Genomic DNA, 17,876 nt, shown 5'->3' with positions numbered 1-17,876 from the left:
CGTGTACGGCTTCGCACGCAACGCGGTGGTGGTGGCCAGCGCGGGCACCGGCAAGACCCACGCGCTCGTGGGCATGCTCGTGCACACCCTGCTTGGAGAGACCGAGCTCGGCGCCGTGTCCCCGTCGCGGGTCGTCGCGACGACCTTCTCGCGCCGCGCCGCGCGAGAGATCCGCGCCCGGCTCGCGCTCGCTCTCGACGCGCTAGGGGAGGCCCCGGAGTCGTCGCCCTACTGGCCCGTACTTCAGGACACGCGAAGCGCGCGAGGGCTCGCTCCGCGCTCTGTCGAGAGCGTCGCGCAGGGCGCGCGCGCCGCGTCGCGCGGGGCGTCGGAGGTGTTCGTCGGCACGCTCCACGGCTTCGCGCTCTCGCTGCTCGGCAACTTCTCGCTCGAGGTCGGGCGCCCTGGGGGCATCGTGGTGGTGGACGAGGCCGACTTCCGTGCCCGCGTCGGTCGGGCGATAGCAAGAGCGGTCGAGGCCCGGGCGGCGGAGGATGGCCCCTCGGTGCGTGCGCTCGTCGGGCTCGCCGGAGGCATCGACGCGCTGGTCTCCCGGCTGGCGCACACGTTCGCTTCGTTCGAAGAGCTCGGGCTGCGCGTGCGCGATCTCGCCCTCGCTCCCGACGACGCGCGCGTGCTCGAGCGTCGGTGGCTCGACCTCGCGGCCCGGGTGCGAGGCGCCGCTCACCTGCCGCGCTACGAGGCGGCCGCGCGCGCCTTCGCGACCCTCGACGACCGGGTGTCGTTCGACGCCGCCCGCGAGGTGCTCGCGCAGCTCGCCGCCGTTCGTTCGCTGAAGAATGACCCGGACGAGGTCGCGCTCGGCGAATTCTTCGAGGGTCTCCGGGGCAACAGCAAGAGCGGGAAGCTCGAGGCGGTCTTCGCTGCGTACCAGGCCCGCGAGCAGTTCGCCCTCGCGGGCCGCCAGCTCCTCGCGCTCCTTGGTGCCTGTGAGCGCGAGCTCGACGCCGCCCGAGAGGCGGCGGACGGGCTCAGCTTCGGAGAGCTGCTCGCGGCCCTCGAGCGCCTCCTCGCGTCGGATCCGCAGGTCGCCGAGGAGATCGGCGCTCGCTATGACGTGCTCCTCGTCGATGAGTTCCAAGACACCTCGCGGCTGCAGAAGCGCCTGCTCGAGCTGCTGTGGGCGTCGCCGCCTGGGGAGGGCGTCGCGGAGGGCGTCGCGGGCGTGCGCCCCACCGGGCTCTTCGTCGTGGGTGACCGCAAGCAGTCGATCTACGGCTTCCGCGGCGCGGACGTCTCCGTGTTCGCCGAGCTCTGCGTCGGGTTGGCGGGCGAGCCGGCGCGCGAGAAGCTCCGCGTCGACGAGGGGGCCGTCTACACGCCCGCCGAACCGCGCGCCGACTTCTTTCCGCTGCGCACGAACCGGCGGAGCTCGCCGGAGCTCCTGTCGTTCATCAACGCTTTCTCCGCACGCGTCTTCGAGGACGCGGTCGACAAGCGCGAGCTGTTTGAACTCGAGTACTCGCCCGACATCGAGGATCTGCTCGCGCCGTCCACGCCGCCCGCGCCGTCGCCTCTCGACGCGCAGCCGCCCACCGTGTGGCTCAGGCCTCCCCTGCCCAAGCGCGGCTCCACCACGCGGCGTGACGACGCGCGCGTCGTCACGCGGGTGATTCAAGAGCTGACGTCGGGCCGGCGCCCGAGCGCGCTGCCGGCGGGAGCGTCTCCTCGCTACAAGGACTGCGCGGTGCTCGCCCTCACGAACGACATGCTCGACGAGCAAGCGTACGCCCTCGCCGAGGTGAACGTCCCGTACGTGCTCGCGGGGAAGAGCTTCTACAAGGCGCGCGAGGTGCTCGACCTCGCGGCTCTCCTCGCCCTGCTGCTCGACCCAAACGACGCCCTCGCGGCCCTCACCGTACTGCGCGGTCCACTCGCTGCCGTGAGCGACGAGACTCTGGTGGGCATGACCGAGCGCGGGAAGGGGCTCCGGCGGGTCGACGGGGCGCTCCTCGAAGGGACGCGCGCGGCGTTGATTCACGAAGGCGAGCGCCCGCGAGTCGCGCAGGTCGTCGAGGTCGTCGAGCGGCTGGGCCGCCTGCTGCCGCGCGTCGGTGCGGGCAGCGCGCTCCGCGAGGCCGTCCGCACGTTGCGCCTCGAAGAGATCCTCTCGTCGCTGCCTCGTGGTCGGTCTAAAGTGTTGAATGTGCGTAAGTTTTTGTCGATGGCCGACGAGGCCGACGATCCACGAGCGCTGGTCGCGCGGGTGCTCACGCGGGCGGGCGGGACCGACGACGAGGGCGAGGCCGCGGCGTTCTCGGAGGAGGACGACGCGGTCCGCCTCCTCACCGTCCACGCGAGCAAGGGCCTCGATTTCAAGGTCGTCTTCGTCCCGCAGATGGGCGCGCTCGTCGACGCTTCGCGCGCGGGCGGTGGATCGTTCGGCATCGAGCGCACGGCGCGCGGCGTGTACGTGGCGCCGCGTCTCGCGCACCCTCGAGGGCTGGTGCTCGACTCGCCCGCCTACGAGCGCACCCGCGCGATGGGCCAGCGACGCGACCGGGCGGAGCGGCGCCGCCTGCTCTACGTCGCCATGACCCGCGCGTCCCACATGCTCTTCCCCGTGGGCGCCCGGAGAGCGCCGAAGAAGACGCTCGGGGACGCGCACGCCACCTGCGGGGCGGCGACGCTCGAGGACCTCGTCATCGGGCCGGCGGCCGCGACCTTCGCCGTGGAGGACGTGGAGCTCCCGTCGCGAGAGGGAGCGACCGTCTCGCCGCTCGCGTCGCTCGCGTCGCTCGCGTCGCTCCCCGAGGAGCCCGTCGTCGCCTCGGGCGTCGCCGGGGCCGGCAGGTTCCGCACGCTCCCGATCGCGCCTACGTCGCTCCAAGACTTTCACCTGTGCGCGCGGAGGTTCGAGCTCGTGCATCTGCTGGGGTTACCCGAGCACGCCCACCTCGCTCGGGGGGCGAAGGGCGCCACCGCCCGCGAAGGGCCGCCCGTCGGGGTGCCCACCGAGAGAGCGCCGTCCGACCCCACCGCGCGCGTCGACGCTCAGTCCGAAGGCACGCGAATGCACCGAGTGCTCGAGCGGCTCGATCTCGCGCTCCTCGGCCAGCCGCGGTCTCTGGCGGGCATCTCCGCGGGGCTCGTGCGCGAGGGCGTGCCCCTCGATCATCCTCGGCACGCGCCCATCGCCCGGCGGCTCTCGCGCTTCGTCTCGGGACCGTGGCTCACCGAGCGCGTCGCGCGCGGCGCTACGGTGCACCGCGAGCACGCCTTCGCCGTACACCTGCCTGTCGGGAGCGGGCGCACCGCGCTGTTTCGCGGGAGCATGGACCTCGTGGTCGCCCGCCCGGGCCGGGTCGGCCTCGAGCTCGAGGTCGTCGACTACAAGCGCGCTCGAGGTCCCGCTCTTCTCCCGTACGAGCTGCAGCTCGAGCTCTACGCGCTCGCCGCGCGTCGCCTCTTCCCCGAGGCGGTCGTCGTGCGCGCCGGCGTGGTGTTCCTCGGCGGTGAGCCCGGTGAGCCCGTGTGGCTGCCCGAGGCCGAGCGCGGCGCCCTCGAAGCGCGCGTCGCCGACACGGTGTCTGCGCTCGCCGAGGCTCGATGGCTTGGCGTGTTCCCGCGGGCGAGCCTGCCGCGCTGCGAGGCCATCGCGTGTGGCTACGTGGGGCGATGCCACCCGCTCCGCGCCTCGCTCACCTGACCCGAGCCTCGCCGGGCGTCGCCTGCGTGGGCGTCACGGCGCGTGGCGGTGGAAAGGGCACGGAGGCAAACCGCTCCCCCGCGACCACCACGTGGTCGAGGAGGGGTAGGCCCACGATCGCCCCCGCGTCGGCCACCTCGCGAGTGAACCTCGTGTCCGCCGCGCTGGGCGCCGGGTCGCCGCTCGGGTGGTTGTGCACGAGCACGAGGGCGCGCGCGTTCTCGCGGAGCCCCTGGATCAGGACGTCCTTCGGGGCGAGCGACAGCGCGTGCGGGCCCCCCCGCGCGAGGCACCGGGCGGCGAGGACGCGGTTTCGCCCGTCGAGCGCCAAGAGCCAGAGCTCCTCGTGCTCGAGGTACGCGAGCCGGCCGCGCGCCCACCGCGCCACGGCCGCGCTGTCGTCGACGTGGTGTCGAGGCTCGTCGAGGCTCGCCTGTACGCGGCGTCCGAGCGCCAGCGCGCAGACGAGACGCCTGGCTGGGCGCGCCCCGAGCAGCTCGACGGCTTCCCCGAACCCAAGCCTCGTGAGGCCGCGGAGGCCACCACGGTCGTCGAGGAGCCTCGCGGCTCGCTCGAGCGCCCGCGCGCCCTCGAGCACGCCGGCGAGCGCCTCGGCGTCCGACAGGCCGTCGACCTCTCGGCGGCGAAGCTCGCTGCATGCCGTCAGCACGCGCCCGTCGCGCCCTCGCCCGTTCGTCCTTCGCTCCGTGGTCTCGTCCATCGCTCGCTCCCGCGCTCGGCCTCTCCGCCGCACGTCGTACGCACGGCTCGTGCCCGCCGCGCGCGCCTGCGAGGCACGCCGATTTATCGCCGGAAGCGTCAGCGCCGGGCGTCAGGGACGTCCGGGGACTGGCCACGGGCCGTTGGCCCCGCGGTGCGCGCGAGTCGGCGGGTCAGGGCGGCTGGCAGATGCCGAAAGCCGCGTCTCCGATGAGCGAGCTCGTCTTGCACTGCAGGCGTTCGCCGCACGCGGCCTGTCCCACTCGGCAGAGCTGGAAGCACTTGCGTGCGCCCGGGCGCCCCAGGCAGTTCAGTCCCGCGGCGCAGCGCGCTTCGTCACACGGCTCGCCCACTTGCGCGGGGCCCGTGGGGACGCAGCTCGTCACGCCCGGATCGGTGACCACGGCGCAGGTCTCGCCCACCTTGCACTCGCCCGCGCTCAGCAGCTTGCACGCGCGGACGGGCACGCAGACCGGCACCTTCAGCTTCGACTCCTCTGCCAGCTGCGCCACGTCGCAGAAGGTCGCGCCCCCCGCCGGGGAGCCCATCTTTTCGCAGGATCCGCCGCAGCAGTAGGGGCGGCACTGCCCCGTTCCGTCGGCGCGGAGCGCGCAGTCCGAGCCGGCCCCGCACTCGGCCGAGCGTGTGCAAGTGTCGCCATCGGCGATGGCGCCGACCGGCGTGCAGACGGGGCCGTCCTGGTGGACCCGGCAGGTGAGCGTGGTCTCCCGCGTGCCCGCGTCGGTCTTCGACGCGCCCCCGTCGTCGGGTCTGCAACCGGCGCTCCCGTCGTCGGGCCAGCAGCCTTCGTCCTTCTTCGCGCGGCACAGCGGGTTGCCGCGGTACGGCGTGGGAGGCGGTGCGGTGTCGGCCGCCCGGGCGTCACTCGCGGGTACGGAGCCGGTGGGGATCACCTCGGGCGGGGGCGTCTCGCCGTCGGGACGGAAGTCGCCCTGGGCGAGCACCGAGCACGCAGGCACCGCCGCGCAGATGCCCAGCGTCACGACCGCCGAGAGGAGCACGCCGAGCCGCCTTTGGGCGTGGCGACGGGGCGTCGGTGAGGCGGGGGCGCTCATGCGGGTCGAAGGTGCATATTCATGTGGCGTGCCGAAGTCGAGCCCCCGCCCGGCGACCTCGTAAGTGTAGGAGACCTCACGGCCTTTGGCCAATCTCCGTCGCCGCGCGGTCGCCGCAGCGGCGCGGCGCATGACTTCGCTGTCGCGCAGCGAGGTCGCGCGTGGCCTATTTCGCCTCCAGCGCGCGGCTCGTGGCGTTGCCGGCCGCGTCGTAGGCGCGTACGGTCACGACGTGCCGGCCGGCGGGCACGAGGGACGAGACGTCGTCGTCGACGCCCTCGCTGGTCGAGTCGAACACGCCGTCGGCCGCGCCCAGCGGGCGGAAGATCGTGTCGCCGTCCACCGCCACCTCCACCCGGGCGATATTCGAGACCGTGTCGGTCGCGCGTGCCCGGAGCCGGCGCCCGACGAGCGCGAGATCGCTGAGCTGCGGCGGGGTATTGTCGACGACCACGACGCTGCTCTCGTTGGAGTGACGGAGCGTATCGCGCGGTCCGTTCGCGAGCTCGTCGCTCGCCTCGACGGCGACGCGGTAGCGCCCCTCGGGGAGCGCCTGTGTGTCCCACTCGTACTCGGTCTTGGTGAGCACCTCGCTCGGCTGGGTGAGCGGGAAGCTCGTGGTCGTGCCGTCCCGGCGGAAGCTCACGCGGTAGCGGAGGGGATCGGCGTCGAGGTTGTCGACTCGCCACGAGATCTTGAGCTTCGGATCGTGCTTGGGGGCCTCGCCGCCGGTGGCAGGCAGCCCGGACCGCGGCTCCTTCGGGGGCGCCGACTTCGGGGTCGCGCTCACGTCGAGCACCACCGGCCGGAGGTTCTGCGTCAGGAAGGGCAGGTTGAGGTCTTCGAGGGTCGCGCGGGGATCGGTGAACCGGGCCCGCACCTGCACGAAGCGTGCGGCCGGGCTCGCGACCGTGAACGCGCTCGTCTGCGCGGCGCTCCACGGGCTCCAGGTCTCGTCGGGCGCCTGGGTGTTGCCCGACCGCGTGGAGATCTCGAGCCGACCGCCGCCGTGCCAGGTCACCCGCCCGAAGCGCGCCCGGATGCCCGCGTCGAGCGCCTTGCTCGTCCACACGGCGTCGCCGCCACCCTGACCCAGCACGCGGTGGAGCACGGGCGGATCGCTCGCGACGACGAACCCGCGTCCTCCGACGATCGACACGGAGGAGATTTGGCGCTCGTCGGTGTCGGCCTCGAGCGTGACGACGTGCGCGTCGTCGACCGTGTACACGCGCCCCTCCGCGCCCGTGCCCACGTGCGGCCGTCCCCGCTCGTCGAGCGAGAGCGAGTCGTAGTGGAACTCGCTGTGGGCCATGAGCTTCTCGGGGCGGCCCGTCGGGTCCAGCTTGTAGAGCGTGCCCTTGCCGGGCTTCGGCCGCGCCCCCGTCGTGGGACCGGCGGGCTGGCGCCCCGCGGCCACGGCGCTCCTGCGGGGCGGCTCTGGCGGCGAGCTGTACTCGTTGGCGATCGCGAAGAGCGTGCCGTCGGTCGCGACGGCCAGCGCCTTCACCTCTTGGCCGCCCGGCTCGTAGAGCACCTCGGCCCGGCCCGGGCCCTTGATGGAATAGATGAGACCTTTCCCGCTCGAGCCCGCGAAGATCTCGCCGTTCTTCCCGACGGCGACCGACACGATGTGCCGCTCCGTGCTCTTGAAGAGCGTCTCGACCTGCCCGCCGGCGCTGACCCGGAACACCTTCCCCTCCGGGCCACCGGCGGCGACGTAGACGGCGGTGCCGGCGGTGTCGACGGCGAGCGCCCACGCGTAGCTGGCGCCCGGCAGCGTCGCGAAGGGCGTGACCTTGCCGCGGGTCACCTTGAAGAGCTTGCCGTCGGGGATCGTGGCGGCGATGACCGAGCCGTCCCGGAGCTCGGCGAGCGCGGTCACCGCGAGCGCCTCGGTGTCGGCGTACGGCTCCGCGGTGTCGCCCACGACGCGGAGGATCTTCCCGCGTGGGCTCGTGCCCACGAGCACGCTGCCGTCGCGGAGCGCGAGGGCGGAGAAGGTGCCCTGCGCGTCGGCTCCGAGCGGCGCCGACCCGAGCGTGAGGCCCGCCCGCACCTGGCCATCCGACCCTACGCTGACGCCCTTGAGATCGCCGCCCGAGAGGCTCTCGAGGCTGTCGAGCGAGAACGCGCGCGTGCCTACGGCGCCCGCGTCGCGGGTGGAGAGCGTGGCCACGGCGAGCCAGCCGACGGCGGCGAGAGACCGGAGGGCGTACGAGCGCGAGCGGCGCGACGGCGATCTCACGGCGTTCGAGCGGTCAAGCGCGACAGGCTTCGCCGCGACGAGCCGCCAAGGGAGTGCGAGCATTCGGAGAGTCTACACGGGCCCCGCGGGCCGCGGGCTACGAAGCAGCGGCCTACGCTACCGGAGCACGCGCCGGACGTTGACCTTCACCCGCTCGCTGCCCTCCACGTACTTCTCGGTGGGGAAGACGGCGCGCGCATACGACGGCACGGCCTCTGGCCCGACGTCGCTCGACTGGGGCCGGAGCAGATCGAGCGCGAAGCCCGGCAGCTCGGGCGCCACGTGCCCCTCGAACGCCACGCCCGGGGAAGCCACCACGTGCTGCACGACGAGCGATCTCGGCAGGAGGTGCTGCCGGCCCGCGTTCGCGATGAGGTCGGCGAGGTTGCGCGGGGCCGCCACCTCCGGCGACACGCCGTAGCCCGGCGCGATCTCCAGGGTCACCTCCTTGCCCGCGAGATCTTCGCGCATGGGCACCTCGAGCACGCGCGTGACCTCGGGCCCGTAGTTGGGTTGAAGGCGCACGCGCACCCTCGCCGAGCGCCCCGCGTCGACCACCGGGTCGAGGACCTCGGCGCCGCGCAGCCGCCAGACGTCGTTCGTGTACTCCACCGAGAAGGTGCTCTCGACGCGCTCGATCGACGCGCGCTCCCAGGGGTTGTTCAGCACGTCGCCGAGGAAGCGGACGACGCGCGCGCCGCGAAAGTCGCCGGCGTCCGGCATGGAGCCCGAAGACACGCCGAAGTCGTCGAGCTCGAGGGTGCCTCGCCCCCTCACGGTCACGCGGGAGGTGAGCTTCCAGGTCACGTCGCGCTTCTCGTTGGTGCTCGCCTCGATCACCGAGCCGTACACGGCCGCCGCGAGCTGAGGGCTCATGAATCGGTCCTCGGCGACCTGCGTGCGCCAGGAGGTCTTCGGCGCGCCGACGGCGCCGCGCAGCTCGACCGACAGTGGAAAGATTGGCGGCGCGATGCGCTCGTCGAGCACGACCGAGCTCATGCGGTCCTGCACGAGCGTGCCGAGCGGGCGGATGATCTCACCTATTTTCGACGAGTGCTGATCGCTCGCGAAGATCCACAAGACCCGGGCGAGCGCGGTCGGGAGCGCCGTCGTGCCCGACTCCATCATGGGGTGTCCGAAGCCCACGGCCCGGGACCCCTCGACGTGCGTGACGGTGCCGAGGCCCATCATCGAGACGTCGCCGCTCACGAGCACGACGCCGAGCGACCCGCCGTCGACGAAGTGCTGCGGCGCCGCCGGGTCGACGGTGGCCGCGCCGCCGCCCGCCTGCATCGGATCGAGGCCGAGCGGCCCGAACACGCCACGCAGGCTCGCGGCCGTGCGGTCGCCCACGCCGCCGAGCATGAGCGGCGTCGCCGCGGGGCGGAGCGGCCGGGACGGATCGGGCGCGAACCGCGCGTGCATCTGCGTGGCGTGCTGCGCCAGATCGTAGTGGCCGGGCTCACCGTGGAAGTCGACGGCGGGGCGGTCGAGCTCGGCGTGGGGTCGAGGTGCGGGGCGCGCCGCCGCCGCCGCGCGCGGGAGCGGCCCTTGCCCCTCGAGCGGCCAGAAGCCGGGCGGGATCGGGCGGCGAAGCTCCGCGAGCATGGGCGCGATCGGGGTCACGCCGGCGACGGGCTCCACCTGGAACATCGCCCAGCTGTACGCGTAGGCGCCGGCCAGACGACCGTCGAAGTAGATGGGGCTGCCGCTCATCCCGCGTACGTTCTTCGTGACGTTGAGGCGTGGGTGCGGCGTCTTCACGAGGATGAGCTCCTGCGACGGCCGGAAGTTGTGGAGCACGCCCACCACCTCCACGTCGAACCGCTCGGGCGTGGTGCCCTTGAACACGGTGAGCCCGTAGCCCTTCATGCCCTCTCGGATCTCGTTCGGCGCGATCGTGCGAGGCTTGTCGTCGCCGTGCGCCATGGGGACCGTGAGCGCGAGCGAGAGCGCGAGGCCCGCGGCGAGGGCCGCCGTGGGCGCGTGGACATGACGCATCCGGTGAGCTTCGCAAGGCGAAGGGCGTTCGTCAAAGGCTCCCGCGGCTCTCGCGAAGTGACGGCGTCCTGGGGCGCTCCGCGTGGTATTTCTCGGCGCCATGCACGCCGCCGTCTTCATGCTCGGTGCGCTGGCGGTGCTCGCCGTCGCTTACCGCTATTATTCGGCGTTTCTCGCCGCCAAGGTGCTCTGCCTCGACGACACGCGCGAGACCCCGGCCCACACCCGCGACGACGGCGAGAATTTCCACCCCACGCACCGAGTCGTGCTCTTCGGGCACCACTTCGCGGCGATCACGGGCGCCGGCCCGCTCATCGGCCCGGTCCTCGCCGCGCAGTTCGGCTTCTTTCCCGGGTACCTCTGGATACTTATCGGCGTGTGCGTGGCGGGCGCCGTGCACGATTTCGTCATCCTGGTCGCGAGCGTGCGGCGGGGGGGGCGCTCGCTCGCCGAGATCGCGCGCGAGGAGCTCGGCCCCGGGCTCGGGGTGGTCACCGCGCTAGGCATCCTGTTCATCGTGGTCATCGCGCTCGCCGGGCTCGGCAACGTGGTGGTGGGCGCGCTCGCCGAGAGCGCGTGGGGCGTCTTCACGGTGGGCTCGTCCATCCCGATCGCGCTCGCGATGGGCCTCTACATCCACAAGGTGCGCGGGGGCTCGCCGCGCGGGATCCGCGAGGCCTCCGTGTTCGGCGTCGTGCTGCTGTTCGTGGCGCTAGGGCTCGGCAAGGTGGTCGGCGACTCGGCCTACGCCGAGCACTTGAAGCTCTCCAAGACGACCCTCACCCTCGCGATGGCGGCGTACGGCTTCGTCGCGAGCGTCCTGCCGGTGTGGATGCTCCTGTGTCCGCGCGACTACCTCTCGAGCTACCTGAAGATCGGCACGATCGCGCTCTTGGTCGTCGGCGTCGTCGTGGTGAACCCCGAGATCAAGATGCCCGGCGTCACGGCCGCGATCCACGGCGGCGGGCCCGTGGTCAAAGGTCCGCTCTTCCCGTTCATCTTCATCACGATCGCGTGCGGCGCCATCAGCGGCTTCCACGCCCTCGTCGCGAGCGGCACGACGCCGAAGATGCTCGACAAGGAGCGTGACGCGCGGGCGATCGGGTACGGCGCGATGCTGATGGAAGGCCTCGTCGGCATCACGGCGCTGATCGCCGCCTGCGCGATGCCCCAGGAGGACTACGTCGCGATCAACACCGATCCGCAGGTGGCGGTCGTCGCGAGCCGAGAGACCCACGGCGCCGGCCTCGCGCGGAGCCGCGCGGACCTCGAGCGCGCGCAGTCGAAGTTCGGGAAGCACGACTGGGAGCTGCTCGGCTCGAAGGACGGAGCGCCGCTCCCGCTCGACGTCCTCGCCGGGCGCCGCGTCTCGGCGTCGAAGGCCCTCGCGCTGTCGAGCCCCGCGCTCGCCGAGCTTGGCTTTGGTGTGGATCCGAAGGCGCCGCGCGCGACCAGTCTGGAGGACGCCGACTTCGCCAGGCTCGGGCTCACGGTGAAGGACCTCCCCGCCCTCTCGCGCGAGGCCGACGAGGTGGTCGCGGCGCGCACGGGAGGAGCGGTGTCGCTCGCCGTGGGCATGGCGCGCGTGTTCGCGGGGCTCCCAGGGATGAGCCGCCTCGTGTCGTACTGGTACCACTTCGCGATCATGTTCGAGGCGCTGTTCGTGCTCACGACCATCGACACGGGCACGCGCATCGGCCGCTTCCTCATGCAGGAGTTTCTGGCGCGCGCGCGGCAAGAGCTGGGCGCCTCCACGAGCAAGACCGGGGCGGTGCTCGCCACGGGCCTCATCGTCGGCGGGTGGACCTACTTCATCCTGACCGGTAGCATCCAGACCCTCTGGCCGATGTTCGGCGTCGCCAACCAGCTCCTCGCATGCACGGCGCTCGCCGTCGCGACCACGATCCTGCTGCGGGAGGCGCCGCGGAAGCGCTACGCCTTGGTCACGTTCCTCCCGCTCTGCTTCGTGGGCTCGACCACCCTGGCCGCCGGGGTCGAGAGCATTCGCGTGCTCTACGTGCCGATGCTCGCGAACCCCGACCTGCGCGGTCGCGCTCTCGTGAACATCGCGTTCACCTCGACCCTCCTCGTCTTCATCGTCGCGATCCTCGTCGGCAGCGCGCTTCGCTGGAGCAAGCTCCTGCGCGCCCCCGCGCCGGCCGAGGCCACGCCGTGAACACGCGAGCGAGCCACCGGCGAGCGGCGTGTCTGTGCCGCCCGAACGAAGGGAGGAAGGCATGAACCTCGAAGTGAGGCCCGGAAGGGCGAACGAAGGTCGAAGGCGAGGCCGAGCCGAAGGGGAGGGCTTGCCATGAACCTTGAAGTGAGGCCCGGAGGGGCCAACGAAGGTCGAAGGCGAGGCCGAGGCGAGGGCTTGCCTTGAACGAGCGGGCCCTGGGCATCTATCTGCTCGTCGCGCTCATCGTGCTGGCGTGCGTCCACGTGGTGGTCGCCGCGCGCCTGGCGCGCGCCTCCAAGAAGCGGGGCGTGCTCGCGCTGCTCGTGCCGCCGCTCGCGCCGTTCTACGCGTGGGAGACGGGCGACGGCCTGATGGCGATCGCCTGGATCGCCGCGCTCGCCGCGTACGGGGTCGGCGTGGCCCTGGCCTGACAAGGCACAGCCCCCAGGATGCCGACAAAATGCCAAACCGGACGCCCCCGAAGGGAGCGCCCGGTGGCGTGCGAGGCTCGTAGGCTCAGGCCTTGACGGCGGGCTTCGCGTCGGCGGCGGCGGCGTCGTAGCCGGCCGGGTGGATCGCGAACACGGGCGTGCCCGACGCGCGGCGCTCGCGCTTGTTTCGCTTGCCGTTGGTGGTGGCCTTCCGCTTGCGAATACGCTCGAACTGCTGAGTGGACGAAACCATGGATTCCTCTTCTGGGTGAGCGCTCGGCGACTCGCCGCTCACGGCGCGCACCTCACGGGGCCGCTGTGAGTAGCTGGGGCGGGGTCCGGTGTCAAGTCGTCCCGCTCGGGACGGGCGCCCTCGCCTTCAGGGCGGTGCTCAGGGCTTCATCTCGACGTTCAGCACAGACACGCTGTCGGCGGCGAGCTTGACGTTGCCGGTGCTGAAGGCGAGGTTCGGGGTGCACCCCGCCACGCCCGAGACGAACGCCGGCTTGACGGGGGCGCCGGGGGTGATGCCGCGGATCCAGGCGAGCCCGTTCTGCTGCGTCGACGTCGACGCCGAGTCGGTGCCGTCGCTGTTGACGTACGTGACGACCGCCTCGGGGTGCCCCGGGAGCGAGACTGTGTTGCCCGACTTCTGGCACGCGCGCCAGACGCGGCCCCGATCGACACCACGACGTGCGCCTTCGTGGCGTCGTAGCCCGCCAGCTGAGCCGCGCCGACGGCCTGGAGGGGGATCGGCGCGGGCACGGAGAAGACGATCGGGTTCATCTCGGCCGAGTAGCTCGTGTGGAAGCCCGGGACCTGCAACCGGAAGAAGCTCGGGACGGCCGCCACCGTGAGGTTCCACGCGGGCGTCGCGCCGAGGGTGAACGAGCCAGAGCACCCCTCGTAGGTGAGCGTGCCCCCGACGAGGCTGCTGCCCGACGGAAAAATGCTCACGGCCTGGCCCATGGCTGACGCGCCGCAGGTCGCGCCGCCCTCTGCGCCCGAGTCGGGAGCCGAGCTGTCGGGAGTGGCGGAGTCGGGAGCCGAGCTGTCGGGAGTGGCGGAGTCGGGAGCCGAGCTGTCAGGGGAGGCGGAGTCGGGAGCCGAGCTGTCCGGGGAGGTGGAGTCGGGAACCGAGCTGTCGGGGGCCGCCGAGTCAGAGGAAGAGCACGTCTCGGCCGTGCATTCGGGGCTCTTGTTGTGAACGAGGACCCCGTCGGCAAAGTAGTTCTGGTCCTCGCCGCCGACACTCAGATTGAACACTTGAATCGTGGGTGTGGGCACCTCGGTGGCGACGACGCTCGCCACGGTGGCGAGCGCGTGCTCTGCGCCCTCGCGATAGGTTGCGACCGAATCGCCCTCACGGAGCCGAGAGACCGGGAAGTAGAGGCGCGTCGTAGGCGAGAAGACGGGATGCTCCGGGGTGACGCCCCGGATGACCTGACCGTCGTCGAGCGCGACGCGCCGCGCCTCGCGCACCAGCGCGGTGTGGATCGCGATCAGCGGGCGTGCGACCGGACGTCCCTCGGCGAGCGCGTAGCTCCAAACGAGGTCGCCCACGCGAAGAGACTCGATGGGGCGGGGGCCATCGGGAGTGGACACGAGCGTGCCCGCGACGAAGCAGCTGAGGCACGCCGCTCCGAGCAGCGACGCGGCCACCGCCACGGGTGCCATGGTGGCGACGAGGGAGGGCAACTTACGATCTTGGGTACTCACCGTTCACCTCGTGTCGGCCCCCGTGTTCGGAGGTGTGGCGCGATCCGTACACGCGCCACACGATCGGCGATGGGCACGCGGCGGGGCCAATGGGCAGCGTGCGTTTCGCCGCGAGCATAGCATCGCCGTTGCGCGGTTGCGTTGCGCCCCGGCGAACGCCGCCACAAAACGCCCGAAGGCTCGAGGTGAGACCCCGAGCCTTCGACAGCGAGCCCGAGCGCTCAGTGGCGGATGGTGACCGGCGTCGAGTAGGACGCTTCGGCGAACGGGGAGACCTTCGCCTTCATGAGCGCCGCCTTGATGCAGCCCTCGGCGGGCTTGCCCGCCGCGCCACCCGAGACGCTCACGCTCGTCACGTTGCCGGCCGACGCGAACGTGACCGTCGCGCGCGAGACCGCGTCGTCCGGCTGGACGCAGGCGCGGGCGGCGCCGAGCACCGCGCCGAGCGCGCCTGTGACGGCACCCTGGGACGGCTTCTGGGGCACGCTGCCCGCGGCGAATTGCGGGCCCGTCGGCTTCTCCTCGTGAGCGGTCTGGGCGCCGGGGCCCGCGGCCACGCGCATGGCGGCGCCGAGGTCGCCCGGCGCGCCGCTCGAGGGGGGCAGGTCCGCCGCGGTCACCTTCTTCTCTTCCTTCTTCTCTTCCTTGGGATCGACCTTGGCCGCGCCCCCCGACGCAGCCCCAGCGCCCTTGACGGCCGCGACGGGCTTGGCCGCGGTGGTGGTGTGCTCGGTCGGCGTCTCGGTGGCCGCGGGAGCCGCGGTGGGCGCCGCGACCGGGGCCGCGGGCTTGTCCGGGGCCTTCGTCTCCACCGGAGTGTTCATCGCGACGGGCTCGGCCGGCTTGGGCTTCATCATGAAGAACGCGCCGGCGGCGAGCGCGGCGGCCGCGAACAACCCTCCGATCACGAGGAGCTTGCCGTTGCCGGACTCCTTCTCGGCAGGCTTGGCGACGGCCACGGCCGCTGCTCCTTGAGTCGGCGCCGGCGCGGTGGTCGACGCCACCGCGGCCGAGACCACCGCGGCGTCGGTCGACGAGGGGGCGGCGCTGGCGGGCGCGACGGAGGACGGCCCCGCCGACGCAGGCGGTGCAGACGCGGGCGCGACGGAGGCCGGCGGCGGCGCGGAGACCGGAGCGGGCTCCGGCGCTGGCGCGAACGCCTGCAGATTGACGAGCCCCGAGTCTTCGTCTTTCCGGGACGAGCTGGACAGCGGCGCCGAGAGCGGGCCGACGTCGAACTTGACCGAGGACGGGGCAGGGGTTGCGTTGGCGAGCTTGGCAAGCTCCTGCAAACTACGGCGGTCTCGCTCACGATCTGACGACATCGACATCGACTCCTCCGACTTTCCACGCGCCCCACGTGATGCGGGCGCCGCGCTCGTCGTGCTGCTATGAGCCGCGCTCGAGGCGGCGTTGTTATGACTCTCTTCGGGCGACTGTCCAACGGGAGATGCGAAGATTTTTTCGTCCGGCATGGCGGCCACGGTCGAGCCACGCTCGCCTGCCGCGATGCGGCGCTCGACCTCGGCGGCGGCCGCGTCGAGCTCGTCGTCGGCGCGAAGCGCGCCTGGCCAGGCGGCCAGCGCGTCGTCGAGCCAGTCTCGCTCGTGATCTGTAACGCTCATTTTCCTGCTCCAGAGGTGCCGGGGAAGCTCTCCGGGCCAAAGCCTCGAGACACCATGAACTCTTTGAGCTTGCGACGGGCCTCGTGCACGCGCCAGGCGATGGTGCCCTCGGGCGCGCCGAGGATCGCGGCTGCGTCTTCGTGCGACACCCCGTCGATGCAGACCAGCACGAGGGTCGTGCGGAGGGTCTCGGAGAGGCCGTCGATGCCCTCGCAGAGCGCGACGTATTGTTCTCGCCCGGCGGTCTGGCTCTGGGGATCGCGGCCGTCGGGCCGGTCGCTCTGCACCGCGTCGAGGCGCGCGTCGTCGTCCTCGCCGGACACTCGTGACGACTTGCGCGACCGGATCGCGTTCAGCGAGAGGTTCACCGCGATGCGGTAGATCCAGGTGTAGGGCTCACTCCGCCCGTCGAAGCGCTCGAGCGCGTTGTACGCCCGCAAGAAGGCCTCTTGCGCGATGTCCTCGGCGAGCGCGCGATCGCGCACCATGTGGACGGCGAGCCGGTGGATCCGGGCCTGGTGGCGCCGGACGACCTGCCCGAAGGCGCGAGCGTCTCCGGCTTTGGCGAGGTCGAGCAGCTCACGGTCCGTGAGCGCCGACGTGGGGGGCGGTCTGTTCGAAGCCATTTCGGGGGCGAGGGGCTGGGTCACACGGGGTCGCGCGCCAGCGGACACCCACGCGGGGCCGCTTGCTGCGAAAATACCGAGGGACCATACCGCTTCCACGCCACCTTTGACAGAAAGTGAGCGGAACCCTTGGGCGGGACGCTCGGAATTTCCGCGCGAGGCCGGCCCGGGTCCGCACGCCGCGCTACCGCTCGCGGAGGGAAGCGTTAGGATGCGCCCCGATGCTTGACTCGGGGCCGACTCGTGCCCTCTCGGGGTGACTCGGGGGGCCTCGAGCGCCCCCGACGAGCCGGGAAGGTCGCGATCGAAATGTCAGCCACTGCCTCCACCGACGAGCTCCGCCGCGCCCTCGCCGCCGAGGAGGGCGGCCGGGTGTGGCTGCGCCGCCTCGGGGTCGTGCTCGCGCTCGTGGCGCTCGTCGCCGTCGGCCTCGTCGTTCGAGCCAAGAACAAGCCTGCCCCCCCTCCGCGCTACCTCACCGCCGCGGTGAGCCGGGGCGACGTGAGCGAGAAGGTGCAGGCGACCGGCGCCGTCCAGCCGCTCCTTCAGGTGAACGTGGGCGCTCAAGCGAACGGCCGGGTCACCCGGGTGCCGGTCGATTTCAACAGCGTCGTGAAGAAGGGGGACGTCCTCGCGGAGATCGACCCGACCGTGTTCGACGCGCAGGTGAGCCAGTCGCAGGCGAGCCTGCTCGCCCAGCGAGCCCAAGGCGAGAGCGCGCGCGCGAACCTCGCGGCCACGAAGGCGAGCTTCGACCGGGTCGAGCGCCTCCACCGCGAGAACCTCGCGTCCCAAGGCGAGCTCGACGCCGCGCGCGGGCAGTACGAGGTGGCCAAGGCACAGGTCGCGGCGGCGACCGCGCAGGCCGGCGCCATCCAGGCGCAGCTCACGCAGGCCACCACGAACAAGAGCTTCACGAAGATCTACTCGCCGGTCGACGGCATCGTCATCTCGCGAGGTGTCGAGCCCGGCTCCACCGTCGTCGCGTCGTTCCAGGCGCCCGTCCTCTTCGTCATCGCGCAAGACCTCCGGCGCATGCGCGTACTGGCCGACGTCGACGAGGCGGACGTGGGCAAGCTCCGCGAGGGGATGGAAGTCGAGGCGGTCGTCGACGCGTTCCCCGGCGAGATCTTCCACGGGAAGGTGCAGCAGGTCCGCTTCTCCCCGAACAACGTGCAGGGCGTCGTCACGTACTCGGCCGTGGTCGAGGTCCAGAACCCGGAGGAGAAGCTCCGGCCAGGCATGACGGCCACCATCACCGTGAAGACCAAAGAGGCCAAGGCAACGCTGCGCGTGCCCAACGCGGCGCTCCGCTTCAAGCCGACGCCCGAGCTCGGCCCAAACGGCAAGGCGCTGCCGCGCCCGCCCGAGGCGCCGCTCCCCAAAGGGCAAGCGCGCGTGCACGTGCTCGTCTCCGACACCCCCGGCGACGAGAAGGCGGAGGCGAAGATCGTCGGCGTCGGCGTCACCGACGGTGTGTTCACCGAGGTCACCGGGCTCGACGACGGCGCGAAGGTCGTGACGGACGAGTCGGAGCCCGACGAGAAGAAGCGCAAGGGCAAGCCGTTCTGATGACCCCCGTCG

At 72.1% G+C, this 17,876-nt stretch carries 13 protein-coding genes and 1 pseudogene; 5 read left to right on the top strand and 9 right to left on the bottom strand.

Features of this window, described 5'->3' with window-relative positions; translation table 11 throughout:
* The first annotated feature begins 1 nt into the window (after nt 1).
* Entirely contained in the window at nt 2-3,670 is a 3,669-nt protein-coding gene (locus IPQ09_02480) for a UvrD-helicase domain-containing protein (protein MBL0193088.1), read from the top strand.
* On the opposite strand, the gene IPQ09_02475 is transcribed toward IPQ09_02480, so the two are convergent.
* The 4 genes from IPQ09_02475 to IPQ09_02460 form a co-directional block, all read right to left on the bottom strand.
* Nucleotides 3,663-4,391: a DNA repair protein gene (locus tag IPQ09_02475; protein MBL0193087.1), complete on the bottom strand. Its 729-nt coding sequence runs from the start codon at nt 4,389-4,391 to the stop codon at nt 3,663-3,665. The two genes, IPQ09_02480 and IPQ09_02475, sit on opposite strands and share 8 nt — an antisense overlap.
* Nucleotides 4,392-4,563: 172 nt before the next feature.
* Nucleotides 4,564-5,412: a hypothetical protein gene (locus IPQ09_02470; GenBank protein MBL0193086.1), complete on the bottom strand. Its 849-nt coding sequence runs from the start codon at nt 5,410-5,412 to the stop codon at nt 4,564-4,566.
* A 220-nt stretch (nt 5,413-5,632) separates the two neighbouring features.
* Nucleotides 5,633-7,774 (bottom strand): hypothetical protein, encoded by a 2,142-nt coding sequence (locus IPQ09_02465; GenBank protein MBL0193085.1) that lies wholly within the window; start codon nt 7,772-7,774, stop codon nt 5,633-5,635.
* 54 nt (nt 7,775-7,828) lie between these two features.
* Nucleotides 7,829-9,712, bottom strand: a complete 1,884-nt coding sequence (locus IPQ09_02460; GenBank protein ID MBL0193084.1) for a hypothetical protein — start codon at nt 9,710-9,712, stop codon at nt 7,829-7,831.
* A gap of 100 nt (nt 9,713-9,812) precedes the next feature.
* Here IPQ09_02460 and IPQ09_02455 point away from each other — a divergent pair, with 100 nt between their 5' ends.
* Together IPQ09_02455 and IPQ09_02450 are read left to right on the top strand one after the other, a co-directional pair.
* Nucleotides 9,813-11,888 carry a carbon starvation protein A gene (locus IPQ09_02455; GenBank protein ID MBL0193083.1) on the top strand — a complete coding sequence of 692 codons (2,076 nt, stop codon included), beginning with the start codon at nt 9,813-9,815 and terminating at the stop codon, nt 11,886-11,888.
* Between the two features lie 203 nt (nt 11,889-12,091).
* Nucleotides 12,092-12,322 carry a hypothetical protein gene (locus tag IPQ09_02450; GenBank protein ID MBL0193082.1) on the top strand — a complete coding sequence of 77 codons (231 nt, stop codon included), beginning with the start codon at nt 12,092-12,094 and terminating at the stop codon, nt 12,320-12,322.
* 85 nt (nt 12,323-12,407) lie between these two features.
* Here IPQ09_02450 and IPQ09_02445 read toward each other — a convergent pair whose 3' ends face one another.
* Both IPQ09_02445 and IPQ09_02440 read right to left on the bottom strand, forming a co-directional pair.
* Complete coding sequence (locus IPQ09_02445; protein ID MBL0193081.1) at nt 12,408-12,575, bottom strand: hypothetical protein; 168 nt, start codon at nt 12,573-12,575, stop codon at nt 12,408-12,410.
* A 138-nt stretch (nt 12,576-12,713) separates the two neighbouring features.
* Nucleotides 12,714-13,187 carry a hypothetical protein gene (locus IPQ09_02440; protein ID MBL0193080.1) on the bottom strand — a complete coding sequence of 158 codons (474 nt, stop codon included), beginning with the start codon at nt 13,185-13,187 and terminating at the stop codon, nt 12,714-12,716.
* A 51-nt stretch (nt 13,188-13,238) separates the two neighbouring features.
* Here IPQ09_02440 and IPQ09_02435 point away from each other — a divergent pair, with 51 nt between their 5' ends.
* Nucleotides 13,239-13,529 carry a hypothetical protein gene (locus IPQ09_02435; GenBank protein ID MBL0193079.1) on the top strand — a complete coding sequence of 97 codons (291 nt, stop codon included), beginning with the start codon at nt 13,239-13,241 and terminating at the stop codon, nt 13,527-13,529.
* A gap of 332 nt (nt 13,530-13,861) precedes the next feature.
* Here the strand turns inward: IPQ09_02435 and IPQ09_02430 are convergent.
* From IPQ09_02430 to IPQ09_02420, 3 genes and pseudogenes are all read right to left on the bottom strand, one after another.
* Nucleotides 13,862-13,999 (bottom strand): annotated as a pseudogene (locus IPQ09_02430) (Hint domain-containing protein).
* 263 nt (nt 14,000-14,262) lie between these two features.
* Nucleotides 14,263-15,666, bottom strand: a complete 1,404-nt coding sequence (locus IPQ09_02425; protein ID MBL0193078.1) for a hypothetical protein — start codon at nt 15,664-15,666, stop codon at nt 14,263-14,265.
* Entirely contained in the window at nt 15,663-16,292 is a 630-nt protein-coding gene (locus IPQ09_02420; protein ID MBL0193077.1) for a sigma-70 family RNA polymerase sigma factor, read from the bottom strand. The genes IPQ09_02425 and IPQ09_02420 overlap by 4 nt, the downstream gene beginning before the upstream one ends.
* A 309-nt stretch (nt 16,293-16,601) precedes the next feature.
* On the opposite strand from IPQ09_02420, the gene IPQ09_02415 reads away from it, so the two are divergent.
* The gene (locus IPQ09_02415; GenBank protein MBL0193076.1) at nt 16,602-17,864 is read left to right on the top strand and encodes an efflux RND transporter periplasmic adaptor subunit; all 1,263 of its coding nucleotides are present in this window, start codon (nt 16,602-16,604) and stop codon (nt 17,862-17,864) included.
* The last annotated feature ends 12 nt before the right edge of the window (nt 17,865-17,876 follow it).

The organism is Myxococcales bacterium (assembly GCA_016720545.1).
GTDB lineage: Bacteria > Myxococcota_A > Polyangia > Polyangiales > Polyangiaceae > JAAFHV01.
Note: the sequence above shows the minus strand (reverse complement) of the source record. Positions and strands in the feature narration are given on the sequence as shown.